At 60.7% G+C, this 12,023-nt stretch carries 12 protein-coding genes and 3 pseudogenes; 9 read left to right on the top strand and 6 right to left on the bottom strand.

Features of this window, described 5'->3' with window-relative positions:
* A partial coding sequence (locus ACEYYA_RS15580; RefSeq protein ID WP_374801833.1) for an autotransporter outer membrane beta-barrel domain-containing protein occupies positions 1-1,089 on the top strand: 1,089 nt, incomplete at its 5' end.
* Between the two features lie 90 nt (positions 1,090-1,179).
* Complete coding sequence (locus tag ACEYYA_RS15575) at positions 1,180-2,259, top strand: glycosyltransferase (protein ID WP_374801832.1); 1,080 nt, start codon at positions 1,180-1,182, stop codon at positions 2,257-2,259.
* A 103-nt stretch (positions 2,260-2,362) separates the two neighbouring features.
* Here the strand turns inward: ACEYYA_RS15575 and ACEYYA_RS15570 are convergent.
* Positions 2,363-2,698, bottom strand: a pseudogene (locus tag ACEYYA_RS15570) (transposase); the annotation flags it as partial.
* A 205-nt stretch (positions 2,699-2,903) separates the two neighbouring features.
* Here ACEYYA_RS15570 and ACEYYA_RS15565 point away from each other — a divergent pair.
* Positions 2,904-3,572, top strand: coding sequence for a ParA family protein (locus tag ACEYYA_RS15565; RefSeq protein ID WP_374801831.1), 669 nt, complete (start codon positions 2,904-2,906; stop codon positions 3,570-3,572).
* Positions 3,569-3,865: a chromosome partitioning protein ParB gene (locus tag ACEYYA_RS15560; protein ID WP_374801830.1), complete on the top strand. Its 297-nt coding sequence runs from the start codon at positions 3,569-3,571 to the stop codon at positions 3,863-3,865. The genes ACEYYA_RS15565 and ACEYYA_RS15560 overlap by 4 nt, the downstream gene beginning before the upstream one ends.
* Before the next feature lie 82 nt (positions 3,866-3,947).
* On the opposite strand, the gene ACEYYA_RS15555 is transcribed toward ACEYYA_RS15560, so the two are convergent.
* The 3 genes from ACEYYA_RS15555 to ACEYYA_RS15545 form a co-directional block, all read right to left on the bottom strand.
* Positions 3,948-4,961 (bottom strand): replication initiation protein, encoded by a 1,014-nt coding sequence (locus tag ACEYYA_RS15555; protein ID WP_374801829.1) that lies wholly within the window; start codon positions 4,959-4,961, stop codon positions 3,948-3,950.
* A gap of 212 nt (positions 4,962-5,173) precedes the next feature.
* On the bottom strand, positions 5,174-5,446 hold the full coding sequence (locus tag ACEYYA_RS15550) for a type II toxin-antitoxin system RelE/ParE family toxin (protein WP_374801828.1): 273 nt from the start codon (positions 5,444-5,446) through the stop codon (positions 5,174-5,176).
* Positions 5,443-5,724, bottom strand: a complete 282-nt coding sequence (locus ACEYYA_RS15545) for an antitoxin of toxin-antitoxin stability system (RefSeq protein WP_374801827.1) — start codon at positions 5,722-5,724, stop codon at positions 5,443-5,445. The genes ACEYYA_RS15550 and ACEYYA_RS15545 overlap by 4 nt, the downstream gene beginning before the upstream one ends.
* A 315-nt stretch (positions 5,725-6,039) precedes the next feature.
* Here ACEYYA_RS15545 and ACEYYA_RS15540 point away from each other — a divergent pair, with 315 nt between their 5' ends.
* The 4 genes and pseudogenes from ACEYYA_RS15540 to ACEYYA_RS15525 all read left to right on the top strand — a co-directional run bounded on the left by ACEYYA_RS15540 (position 6,040) and on the right by ACEYYA_RS15525 (position 7,863).
* Positions 6,040-6,423 carry a MobC family plasmid mobilization relaxosome protein gene (locus tag ACEYYA_RS15540; RefSeq protein WP_374801826.1) on the top strand — a complete coding sequence of 128 codons (384 nt, stop codon included), beginning with the start codon at positions 6,040-6,042 and terminating at the stop codon, positions 6,421-6,423.
* Positions 6,423-6,860: pseudogene (locus ACEYYA_RS15535) on the top strand (relaxase/mobilization nuclease domain-containing protein); the annotation flags it as partial. The gene ACEYYA_RS15540 and the pseudogene ACEYYA_RS15535, both read left to right, overlap by 1 nt.
* 298 nt (positions 6,861-7,158) lie before the next feature.
* On the top strand, positions 7,159-7,584 hold the full coding sequence (locus tag ACEYYA_RS15530) for a hypothetical protein (protein WP_374801835.1): 426 nt from the start codon (positions 7,159-7,161) through the stop codon (positions 7,582-7,584).
* Positions 7,585-7,587: 3 nt separating this feature from the next.
* Entirely contained in the window at positions 7,588-7,863 is a 276-nt protein-coding gene (locus ACEYYA_RS15525) for a hypothetical protein (protein ID WP_374801834.1), read from the top strand.
* Between the two features lie 354 nt (positions 7,864-8,217).
* Here ACEYYA_RS15525 and ACEYYA_RS15520 read toward each other — a convergent pair.
* Both ACEYYA_RS15520 and ACEYYA_RS15515 read right to left on the bottom strand, forming a co-directional pair.
* A pseudogene (locus ACEYYA_RS15520) lies at positions 8,218-8,936 on the bottom strand (IS3 family transposase); the annotation flags it as partial.
* 39 nt (positions 8,937-8,975) lie between these two features.
* Positions 8,976-9,730 (bottom strand): IS5 family transposase gene (locus ACEYYA_RS15515; RefSeq protein WP_374801825.1). Its coding sequence is split into 2 segments (ribosomal slippage): positions 8,976-9,412 and positions 9,412-9,730, totalling 756 coding nucleotides; the frame shifts between segments, so codons are not numbered across the junction.
* Between the two features lie 188 nt (positions 9,731-9,918).
* Between ACEYYA_RS15515 and ACEYYA_RS15510 the strand changes: the two genes are divergently transcribed.
* Positions 9,919-12,023: pertactin-like passenger domain-containing protein (locus tag ACEYYA_RS15510; protein ID WP_374801824.1), on the top strand; the 2,105-nt coding region annotated here is incomplete at its 3' end.

Raw genomic sequence — 12,023 nt, 5'->3', positions numbered from 1 at the left:
GCCACGGGCGCGACGGGAGCCACCGGTGCGACGGGTGCCACGGGCGCGACGGGAGCCACCGGTGCGACGGGTGCCACGGGCGCGACGGGAGCCACCGGTGCGACGGGTGCCACCGGTGCGACGGGTGCCACCGGGGAGCCGGGCGTGTCGCGTGTGTTCCGTCCCGAGGTCGGGGCCTATGGGGCGAACCTGTCGGCTGCGGCCACCATGTTCGATCACGGCTGGCGCGACCGCTATGGCGCGCTGCGCGGCGATGCGGACAAGAGCGTCTGGGTCCGTGTCACCGGCCAGCATGGCGACATGACCGCCGGGGAAGGCCAGATCGAGACCGACTACCAGCGCACCGTGCTGCACTTCGGCGCGGATGTTGCCCGGTTCTCGACCAACGGCAAGGACGATGTGCTGGTCGGCCTGATGGGCGGCTATGGCTGGCAGAACGCCGATGCGGTGTCGAACGTCACCGGCTATGCCAGCGCGGCCAGCATCAAGGGCTGGGGCCTCGGCGCTTATGCGACGTGGATGCAGAACGGCTTCAACGAGCGCGGCTGGTATGTCGATGGATGGGGCATGTTTAGCCAGTATGATGCCGAGGTCGCCAGCGAGGGCTTCGCGACGCAGGATTACAGCATCGACTCGAGCACCCTCTCGGTCGAGGCGGGCTATTCCTTCGACGTGGCGAAGACCGACACCGGCACGGTGTTCTGGGTCGAGCCGCAGGCGCAACTGATCTGGAACCGCACCGACATGGACGCCGTCACCGACGACGCCATGACCAAGATCGGCGGTGGCGGCGACAGCCTGACCTCGCGCCTCGGGGTCCGCGCCGCCTTCACCACCGATCCCAAGGGCGTGAAGCACTCGCAGACCGGCTTCGTCCAGATCGACTGGCTCCATGCCCTCGACCGCCCGGAGATGACCTTCGACGCCTACAACGCCTCCTTCGGCGGCGAGGACGCCCTGCGCGTCGGGGCGGGCTACGAATACTCCTTCTCCGACAAGGGCCGGGTCGGCGCGAAGATCGACTACACCAACGTCAAGGGCGGCGGGGACAACGTCACCGCCTCGGTCAACATGAACTTCAAGTTCTGACCCAGCCCACCACGAGAGTTGCCGACACAGAAAGCAGGGGCGGCGCAACCAAGCGCCGCCCTTCCTCCGTATTCAGGACAAAATTAAATCATGACGCGCATTCCAACGATTTGCCTGAACATGATTGTTCGCGATGAGGCCTCAATAATTGGCGATGCGCTTGCGAGTATATGCGATGCCACGCAACTAAGTAGCTGGGTTATTCACGACACGGGCTCTAAAGACAAAACGCCAGATATTATCTGTAGTTTTTTTGAAGAGAGAGGTATTCCAGGACGGCTATCTCATCGGCAATGGATAAACTTTGGCCACAACAGGCAAGCTGCTCTTGAAGATGCTCTTGGAATGTCAGATTTCGTCATTATATTTGACGCCGACTGCCATTTGGAGGGAAAAATTCCCGATCTTGACATTGCAGTTGACTCTTACATGATTAACTCCGTTCGTAATTCAACCGTTTATCCAGTTAAGCAAATTATCAGAAATCATGGTGGTTTTCGATGGAGAGGTGTGGTGCATGAGGGGCTGTATTTTATCGGTAAAAGAAGTGAGAATTCCACATCTCTCCCAGGGGTGCGTGTGATCAACAGAAGTGAAGGCTATCGCTCGCGAGATCCAGCGACATACTATCGAGACGCCCAGTTGCTCATGCAGGCCATCCAATCCCTTTCTCGCGAGGATCAGGATCTCCTTCCGCGATATGTATTTTACACGGCTAATTCTTGGCGCGATGCTAAGTGCCCAAGGGAAGCAGTCGAATGGTATCAGCGCCGAATAGATCTAGGTGGATGGAAAGATGAAATCTTTATCAGTTACTTAAATCTCGGAATATGCTTAAGGCTTATGGGTAATGATAGCGGTGCAATAGAGGCCTGGACAGCTGGGAGTGAAATTTGCCCGGATCGTGCCGAATGTTTGTATAAATTGGCGCAGGCGGAACGTGAGCGCGGCCGCTATAATATGGCTTTGCTGTATGCCAAGGCAGCCATGCATATCCGTATGCCAGCTGAGGGGCGGTTGTTTCTCATGCGAGATGTGTATGATTTTTGGTCATCCTTCGAGTATCTTTGGGCTTTAAAGAATTTGGGGAGGCAAAACGAAGGCGACGAGGCTAGGGCGATAATGAAACGGAACGGTGCGCCTCAACATCTTTTTCATATTGTTTCCTGATGAATAACTATAGCATTGGGTTCTATTGGACTCTGATGGTGTGACCGCGGCTCTGTTGCGCAAATCGGATGATGGTCGAGGTTCCCCTTTCCCCCGGACGGATTCATCCCACAGCTTCCGTGACGGGTATGCCGAGCGCAGTGTAGCCGTTCAGGACGGCGATGCGGATCTGGAGTTCGGCGACCTGGCGGTCGAAGTCCCGTGCCATGAGCCGCTGGCCCAGCAGTTTCACACAATGCATCTTCGTCTCGACGCGGCTCCTGCGGTGGTATCCACTCCATTGTCGCCATAAGGCACGGCCGAGATACCTGGACGCCCGCAGGGCCTCATTGCGCGCCACGGCTCCAGCGGTGATCGTCTTCCAGGGCTTTGCGTTCTTGCGGAGCGGGATGACGGCATGGGCACCGCGATCTGCAATCGCATCATGGCACTTGCGCGTGGGGGTGTGGGTCTGCTCATGCATCCCAGCTACCACTCTGGATTCACAAGATGAATCCCTCACCAGATTTGTGCAACAGAGCCGCCAGCGGCGGATACTCATAATTATCCGGTTGTTTAAATAACCGGATAATTATGAGTATTGGATAATTTTAAAAATCCGGTTAATCTGAAGGTGAAGCTAGAACAGTGCGAGAACAGAGCCCATGCCGGTCATCGTCATCGCTTCGCCCAAGGGCGGGGCCGGAAAATCTACTACTGCGCTCATCCTGGGTACGGAGCTTGCCGGAGCGGGGGCAAACGTCACCTTTCTCGACTGTGACCCGAACGGCTCCTTAACGCTTTGGGCCTCGCGCGCACCGTTACCGCAAAGAGTTACAGTTCAGTCGGACATCGGGGAAGCTGATATCATCAAGACCATCCGCACGCACGATCGCGATGGCAGTGTCGTCATCGTCGATCTAGAAGGCGTTGCTTCGCGCCTGGTGTCCCGGGCCATCTCTCAGGCCGATCTGGTTATCATACCCATGCGCGCGACAACGCTGGACGCAACTATCGGCGCACGAGCGCTGGCGCTGGTAGCGGAGGAGGAAGAGGCTCTGGATCGTTCGGTCTTGCACGCCGTGGTGTTCACCATGACACGCGCTGTACGTTCAAAGCAGCACACAGCCATTGAGGCCAGTCTGAAAGACCAGGGTGTGGACGTCATTGAGCCAAGCCTGATGGAACGCGCCGCATTTTCGGCACTGTTCGAGTTTGGTGGCGATTTGCGCAACATGCCCCCTCAGGGACGTATGGAGGGCGCGCTGGAGAACGCTTCGGCATTTGCGAAGGCTGTCTTTTCCCGACTTTCAAGCCAAGTGGAGGCAAAATGACCGACCCGTTTCAGATCGATCTTGGTCAGCTCAAGACCCGGGCCAAACAGACCGCGCCAGACACTGTAGAAAAAGTCGACAGGGCTGGGGAGGCGCATGGTTTCACTGACCGTTCGCCAAAAAAACGGCGAGGAAGGCCGCCGAGCCCGCGTACAGGGCAGGTGCACGCCAAGGTATTGCCTCATGTCTCGGAAGAGATCTCTGCTGAAGCCAAGCGCCGTGGCGTACAACAGGGCGTTCTTCTGGAAGAGGCTTGGACGCTCTACCGTGCTGAAAATGGTTTAGGCAAATAAAATCTTCAGCATAGCAATGTGCAAAATCCATATTAGGACAGCGAAATCAGCATGTTACTTGGGGAATGAGGGCTTATGCTCGTTACACCTTACCCACCTTCCCGCAATAGGCGCTGAATAACGATTCGATGTTGGCAGCATCCAACTTGATAGACTTGCTGCGACACCATTTGCGGAAATGATCTGCTATCATGGCGTTGTCCATGTTGCAGCCAGCCTGCCGCTTCAATTCCAGCCAGCGCGGGCTGTAGGTGATGCTGCCGGTTTCCGGGAAGGCCACAGGCAGGGTCTCGGTCGTGCCATCCCGCCGCGCTTTGCGGCCGACCTTTGGCCGCGCCAGCTCCTGCTTCGCGTCGGTCGGGTCCAGCTTCAGTTTCCAAGAGATTTCCACGCTGGTCACTGTGCGCCCGGTCTTGCTGGGGGTCGCTTTCAGCTTCAAGCGGGAAAGTTGGCTGATTTCAGCGATAGCAGGTTTCAGAGCCCAACGATTGAAGTCTGCAAACCGATCCAGCTTTCCTCCTTCCACGCCGAAGAGCGCCCGCAACTCTACGACAGAGAAGCTCTTACTGTCGATTCGGTCCAGATTAGCCAGTGAGGCGATGTGCTGGAACAGCAGGATCGAATACTTCGAGGACAAGGCAAAGATCGTCTGCCGGTCGAGGATCGCCCATTGGTTCGACGCGGCTGCGATCCGACGAAAGGTGCGCCCGAACCACCATTTGACCACCAGCGCGTCCGCAGTCTCTTGCCGGTAGTCGAGGCGGATTTCATCCATGAAGCCGCCGATGATCTCTTCCTGGCCTTCGGTGTCGTCATAGACCATGACGGCGGCGCGGAGCTGGGTGAACAGGGCACGCAGGCTGGCCCGGTCATGGTTGCGCATTCCTTCGATGTGTTTGAGGTCGGCCATGCGCATTTCGTGCTGGATTTCATCAGCCATTCGCCCGCCCGCCTTGGCAATGAGCAGATGCATCAGCTTCAAAGCCTGCGCTGAGGGCGAGTTCTCGATGTAGATGCCGCGCGCCACCTCGACGGGCAGCACGGTCTTGGTCGGGTCATAGGCCCGGTCTGCGGCCACTTGGATCGTTCTAGCCATAAGTGAGGTTTATTAGTGCGAAAACCTCATCGGTCAACTCGTATATCAGTCCCCAAACCTCACCTTTGGGTCCCCAAACCTCACCTTTGGGTCCCCAAACCTCACCTATAAACTCGCAACTTATTGTTTAAATTTATAGATTTTGCCCTAGAACTATAGAACATTAGAACAAGAAGGGGCTGCGCCCATTTTCTTTCTGGTTTTTGGTCAGGTCAGGGCCAGAGTCGGGCCGTATGAACGAGGGCCAGCACCCAGATCGTGTCCTGATCGAGGGTATAGACCAGGCGGTAGCTCGGGTGGGGAATCAGCTCGCGTGTGTCTGGAATAATGCCGGGCTTTCCCATGAACGGGAGATCAGCCAACCGGGCCGCAGCTTCACCGAACAGTTGGTCCATGCGCAACGCAGCAGCCGGGTCGTCGGCTGCGATATAGTCCATGATGTCAGAACGGTCTTGTTCGGCTTCAGGGGCCCAGAAAACGATCACAGAGGGCCGTCCGCGAGCTTAGCTCGTCTGACCGCGAAATCGGCTTCCACGGCCTCCTGGCTGCGTCCTTGGTCCTCCAGCATCGAAGTACGGGCTTTGCCTACCTTGCGACCCAGATACTCGCTGTAGGCCCGCTCATAGCGGCGCTGTTCGATATAGTCGCGCATCAGCTCACGGACGACCTGCGATGCAGTGCGATCAGCTGCTGCGGTTTCGGCCATAAAGCTATCCCGGAGATCTGGTTCCAGCTTCATCGTGAATACGGCCTTGGTGCCCATGTCTCATTCCCATAGATACTGATGAAGTATATACCGCGTTAGTATTGTAATTCCAGACCCGCCACCGTCCCTATCCAGCGTTCTATCCCGGTCTCCCTGTTCTTGCAAATCTGGCTCTTCGCCAGCATACTCTCGTGGCCACGACAAGAGTCGTCAGGCTGACGCCTTCCTTCTCTTGTCGCGCCCTCTCGCGGCTGGTGAGGGGGCGCAATCTGCCCCCTTCAAACCCCCATTCCGCCCGGTGGCGGACGGGGCCAGCCCCGGACCCCGGCAGGGCGAATGCTTCCCCTGCACCCCTGCTTTTGCGGAGAGCCGATGCCTGATGATGCCACCGACAGCCCGATCTGGATCAAGCTCCGGGCATCAAGCGCGGAGCGCGTCCGCTGGCAGGAGCTGGCGGCGGCGCGCGGTGTGTCCCTGTCCGAGCTGATCCGGTCGCGCCTGGACAGGACGCGGCTGCGGTCCAGGCGCGAGGCGCCGCCGGTTGCCCCCGATCTTCTGCGCGAGCTGGCGCGGATCGGGAACAATCTAAACCAGCTTGCTCGTGCCGCGAACCGGCGTGAGCCGGTGACGGCGACGGCCTTGCTGGCCCGGCTGATCGAGATCGACCGCGAGCTGGCCGGGCTGCGCGCTGCGCATCAGCGTCCGGACGCGCCGCTGGCCGTCAGTGGCGGCGCCCATGATGCTGGGGACGGCTGATGCTGATCAAGTTCACCACCGGAGGGCGCGGGGGGGGCAGCACGGTTGCGGCCTATCTGCTGGACCATGAGCGAGAGGGGCGGGAGTCTGCGGCGCCGGAGGTGGTGCGGGGCGACATGGCGCGCACGGCCGAGCTGATCGACAGCATCGCGCGGGACTGGACCTATACGCACGGGGTGCTGTCCTTCGCCCCGGAGGACGCCCCAACCGAGGACCAGCAACGCGAGGCCATGGACCAGTTCGAGGCGTTTGCCTTCGCCGGTTTGGATGCCGAGCAGTATGACATCACCTGGGTGCGTCATCAGCACACCAGCGGCGGGCGGGTGGAGCTGCATTTCGTGACCCCGCGCATGGAGCTGACCAGCGGCCGGGCGCTGAACATCGCGCCGCCCGGCTGGGAGCGCAGTTTCTCGAAGCTGCGGGACGCGCTGAACCTGTCGCATGGCTGGGCACGCCCGGATGATCCGGCACGGGCGCGGGATCTGGGCTTCGAGCGGCCCGAGGCGTGGCAGCAGGACGGCTTCCGGCTCAATGAAGGCCGGGACGCCGTCCACGCCTATGTCATGGCCCTGATCGAGCGTGGGACGGTGCGGGACCGCCCCAGCATGGTCCAGGCGCTCACCGAGGCGGGTCTGGGGGTCACACGGCAGGGCAAGGACTACCTGACCGTCCAGGACGCCGAGAGCGGCGACAGGCTGCGGCTGAAGGGGCGCATTTACGAAAAGGACTGGAGCTATGAGCAAGAGCTTGGCCGAGCGGCTGCAAGAGAGGCTGGAGGGGCAGACGGCCGAGATCGCGGCCCTGACCGACAGCGAGCTGAAGAAGCTCAGCGCGCATGTGCAGTCGAGCTTGGACGAAGAGCTGAGCGACATCAGGATCGTTATCGACCGGTACCTGGGCGGGATCGCGAACGATCTGCCGGTGCTGAAGTGGACCCTCTTCGGGACCTGGGTGGCGCTGATCGTGAGCTTGATGCTGACCGGCTTCTTGCTCTGGCGATCAACTCAGGCCCCGCCGCCGCCAGTCGCGCCGGAACCGTTCGAGACCTTCCAGAGCGAGGGGCAGAACTATCTGCTGATCCCGGACGCGGCCAAGGCCATGAAATGCCAGGACAGCAGCGGAGCCGAGAGGCTGTGTCTGCGTCTGCCGGTGGAGAATTGAGCGATGGACCAGCTCACCCCCTTCGAGCGCAGCTTGCTCGAGCAGTTCAGGAGATTGGCCAGCGAGTTCGATCAGTCGCAGAGCGCGTCCGAGGCGCTGTCCGTGAAACTGGCCGATTGGTCGCGGGCTATCTCGAAGCGGCAAACCGAGATCGAGGCGCGGCTCACGCAGCTAGAGGCGACGACCACGCGGCTGACCGCAGCCTTGGACACGCAGAACGCCTCAACCTCGCGCTTGGTCGAGCAGGTGAGCAGGCTCTTGAGCGCGCTCAAGAGCTAGAGCGCGCTCGAGTGCGAGAGCGTAGCAGGCAGAGGGACCGAGGATGGGACTACGGGATGTAAGCGCTACCGGATAGGCCCTGTCCGTTGCTCTGCTTCCCGAAACTCTACGTTTGCGTGGCCGGAGCATGAGCCGGTCGCGTTGAACACCCGACGCACGGCCGCCCGGAGGTCCTTGTGGTCGTCGGCGATCACAAGGACCTGTCACGGTTTAGTGCCGCCCCCAGTGTGACCTGCCCCTGAACTTTCATCCAGCGGCGACTTGAGCCGGGTTTGTGTTTACGCCGGTTGGCGCGGGGGGAGCAATCGCCCGACGCGCGGAGCTTTCATCTCGCGCAGCGGGGCGGGCGATTGCGGGGTTCGCCGCCAGGCATTCACGGGTGACATCGTCGACCACGTTCAGCACCCGGAAGCGTCGCCCGCAGGCGAACTGATCGTGGACGAAGTCCAGCGACCAGCGCGCATTGGCCCGTGCCTCGATCAAGATCGGCGCCCGCGTCCCGAGTGCCTTGCGGCGCGCTTTGCGTTTACGCACGGTTAAGCCCTCTTCTCGGTAAAGCCGATAGATCCGGTTGATCCCGGATGGCTCTCCCTCGCGCCTGAGCAGCACGAACAGCCGACGGTAGCCGAACCGGCGCCGTTTATTGGCCAGGTCCCGCAACCGTCCGCGCAGCGCCGTGTCCGGTAGGCGCTGTGACTGGTAGCGCACCATCGTCCGGTCCGCCCCGACAATCTGGCACGCCCGCCGTTCCGACAGCCCGAGATGGGCCTTCAGGTGCGCGACGGCCTCGCGCCTGGCGGCGGGCGTCACCATTTTTTTGACAGCAGATCCTTCAGCGCCGTGTTATCGAGCATTGCCTCGGCCAGCAGGCGCTTCAGCTTGGCGTTCTCGTCTTCGAGCGCCTTCAGACGCTTCGCCGCGGACGGCTCCATTCCGCCGAACTTCGCCTTCCAGGCATAGAACGTGGCGCTACTGATCCCGTGCCTGCGGCAGACCTCGGCCGTCTTTGCGCCCGCCTCCTGCTCCCGCAGGATCGCGATGATCTGCTCTTCGGTGAACTTCGATCTCTTCATGTCCGGTCCTCTCATTGGGCCGGACTCTAGGGTCAGGACTCACAACCAGAACATGACGGTTGCGGCGATGCAGATGGCGGAGAGGAAGAGCTCGCCGCATCTGTCGTAACGGGTTGCGATGCGGCGCCAGTCCTTGAGGCGGGCAAAGAGGTTCTCGATACGGTGACGCTGCCTGTAGAGCTTGCGATCGTGGCTGGCGGGTTTTCTCCGCCCACGCCGCGCCGGAATGCAGGCGGCAATGCCCTTGTCTTCCAGGGCTTCCCGGAACCAGTCGGCGTCATAGCCCTTGTCGGCCAGCAGCGTGCTGGCGGGAGGCAGATCACGCAGCAGGGCGAGCGCACCTTTTGCGTCGCTCATCTGGCCCGGTGACAGGAAGAAGGTCAGCGGCCGCCCCAGCCCGTCGCAGATCATGTGCAACTTCGAGTTCAGCCCGCCTTTGGTCCGTCCGATGGCGCGCGGCCGGGTCCCCCTTTTGAGAGGCTTGCCGCCGTCCGATGAGCCTTGAGGTGCGTGCTGTCGATCATGATGACATCGCCATCCGGCCCTGGCTGGGCAAGTTCGACGAAAATCCGGGCAAACACACCCAGGCGCGACCAGCGGACAAAGCGGTTGTAGAGCGTCTTCGGCGGCCCATAGACGCCAGGCGCGTCCTTCCACTGCAGCCCGTTCTTCTTGACGTAGATGATCCCGCTCAGCACCCGCCGGTCATCCACGCGCGGCTTGCCTCGGGATCTCGGAAAGAACGGTCGCAACCGATCCATCTGCGCCTCGGTCAGCCAGAAGTGCTCGCTCATATCATGCCCCCATCTTCGGGGGCTTGAATCATGCAGCCTGCGGAACCACAAACAGATTTATGGGTCCTGACCTTAGCATCAGATGGAAGAGTTAGCGGGGGTCACAGCACCGAGCGCACGCAAAATAGGTGTTAAGGTACTTATTTTATGGTAGGTGCCCAGGGATACTTGATCGATGGAGCTAACCGATGGACCACCACTATACGAAGCTGACGATCCGCGGAGGACGCGCTTACAAAAAAGGCAAGCAAGTGATGACCGCCGCTGCAATCGTGGGTTGTGTCCTCGCCTCGGGGCAAGAGGCAAGCGCAGCGTCCTGTGGTTCTTATACAGTGCCGGATAATGGCTTTACCTGCCAGTCGATCCCGGCAGCAAGTACCCCGAATGGTGACTATGGTCCGACCGGTCTGAACAAGGGTAACATCTATTTCACCAGTGCTGCCGAGGGATATGGGAAGAATTTTGTCCTCGACAATCGGGACATCTCGGTGTCGAATCTGTTCTATACCAGCGTGGGCATTTTGCTGGGCGCGCGGTCCTACGATTCGGCGTCGATCCGCCGGAATACCCTTACGGGGAACAACCTCACCATTGGCGCGAACGGGCGCAATGCGGGCACCAACTCCATTGCGGCTATCGGCGCTGGGGATGGGAACGAAACCTACTTCAACAATGTTTTCGTGACTTTCGATGAGGCAAACAACGGGGACATCAACGGCATTATTGCGGGTCAGCCCTATGGCACCCGCAATCCGAACACCGGGTCTCTGACGAACCTCGTTGATCTGGCGGGTGACTATTCGTTCAAGGCCGTGAAAACGGATATGGGCAACATGAACCCGGTCACGGGTATCCGTGCGATCCAGAACAACGATGGCAATACTTTTACCGGGGCGACGGGCGTGGGTCCGCGATCCGTGGTCGAGATCGGCGGAAAATACACCGCCGACATTACTGCGGCGTATGGCAATGGGGTCTATGTCTCGGGACAGGACACGCCGACCCGTGCAATGCCCGAGGTTCACCTTGCCGACACGGACATTACGCTGCATGGCGGCGGCAACGCGCTTCATGTCGGTAAGGCGGATCGGCTGTTCGGGCTGCGTCGCGATGGCTGGGGCGCGGGCAAGCTGGTGTTCGCGGACGGGGCAACCGTCAATATCGACCAATCGGACGCGACCGGAGAGGCCGTTGTTCTCGTCTATGGCGGATCGGTGATCGACGCAGCGGATGCCGCTTCCTTCAAGGTTCGCTCGAAGGGGTCGGCTCTGCGTGTGGGTAACGACTTCCTGACCAATGCCAATCAGTCCTCGACGGCTCCGATCACCGGCAGCTTCAACAATGCTGATTGGGCCATCAGCGATCCTGCCAGCGCCGCCGCTCTGCTCCGAGTTGGCCCGAATCAGGCATCGGTTGGGCTGGATTTTACGGGCAAAGGCACCGAACTGATGCCGACCGCGTCGGGCTACCTGATGGATGTCGAGGACAGCAGCAATGCGGTCCTGAACCTTTCGCAGGGTGACATGACCGGCACCGTGCGCACGGCCTCGACTTCGACGTTGACGGTGAACATGGATGACCGGGCGCGGTGGTTCTTGCGTCCCGCTGGCGCTGACAATGTGTCGTCGTTCACCACGCTGAACCTGAATGGGGTTTCCGGGGTGTATCTGGGCGAAGGCGCGACTGCCGTGTCTGCCTATACGCTGAAAGGCAACGTGAACAACGACACTGGCGTCATTGATATGTCCAATGGGCTGTCGGGCGATGTCCTGACAATTGATGGCAACTACGAGACGTGGGGCGGCAATATCCTGATGGACGCCTACCTGACGGGCGTTCAGGCGAACTCCACCAACGACAAGCTGATCATCACCGGTGATGCCAAGGGTGTTCAGCCGGACTATGTCTGGATCGACAACCTGAACACGAACGCGGCGACCGGCACTGAATCTTTGCTCACTATCGACGTGGGGGGTGTTTCGGACGCGCGATTCCTGCTGCAACGGCGTGTGGTCTCGGGGGCCTATGAATACCTGCTGAACCGCCATGCGGACGGCGACTGGTATCTGGAATCGGTCAGCCTCGTCGGGGAAACCGGCCCGACCGGTGCCACGGGTGCGACGGGAGCCACCGGTGCGACGGGTGCCACGGGCGCGACGGGAGCCACCGGTGCGACGGGTGCCACGGGCGCGACGGGAGCCACCGGTGCGACGGGTGCCACCGGTGCGACGGGTGCCACGGGCGCGACGGGAGCCACCGGTGCGACGGGTGCCACGGGAGCGACGGGAGCCAC

Source organism: Paracoccus zhouxuedongae, from assembly GCF_041927815.1.
Taxonomy (GTDB): Bacteria; Pseudomonadota; Alphaproteobacteria; order Rhodobacterales; family Rhodobacteraceae; genus Paracoccus.
This window is presented reverse-complemented; position numbering and strand designations above follow the sequence as displayed.

Coding starts and splice junctions, on each gene's coding strand:
- ACEYYA_RS15565 (WP_374801831.1), top strand. CDS start 2,904: ATGCCGGTCATCGTCATCGCTTCGCCCAAGGGCGGGGCCGGAAAATCT.
- ACEYYA_RS15575 (WP_374801832.1), top strand. CDS start 1,180: ATGACGCGCATTCCAACGATTTGCCTGAACATGATTGTTCGCGATGAG.
- ACEYYA_RS15545 (WP_374801827.1), bottom strand. CDS start 5,724: ATGGGCACCAAGGCCGTATTCACGATGAAGCTGGAACCAGATCTCCGG.
- ACEYYA_RS15540 (WP_374801826.1), top strand. CDS start 6,040: ATGCCTGATGATGCCACCGACAGCCCGATCTGGATCAAGCTCCGGGCA.
- ACEYYA_RS15525 (WP_374801834.1), top strand. CDS start 7,588: ATGGACCAGCTCACCCCCTTCGAGCGCAGCTTGCTCGAGCAGTTCAGG.
- ACEYYA_RS15560 (WP_374801830.1), top strand. CDS start 3,569: ATGACCGACCCGTTTCAGATCGATCTTGGTCAGCTCAAGACCCGGGCC.
- ACEYYA_RS15555 (WP_374801829.1), bottom strand. CDS start 4,961: ATGGCTAGAACGATCCAAGTGGCCGCAGACCGGGCCTATGACCCGACC.
- ACEYYA_RS15530 (WP_374801835.1), top strand. CDS start 7,159: ATGAGCAAGAGCTTGGCCGAGCGGCTGCAAGAGAGGCTGGAGGGGCAG.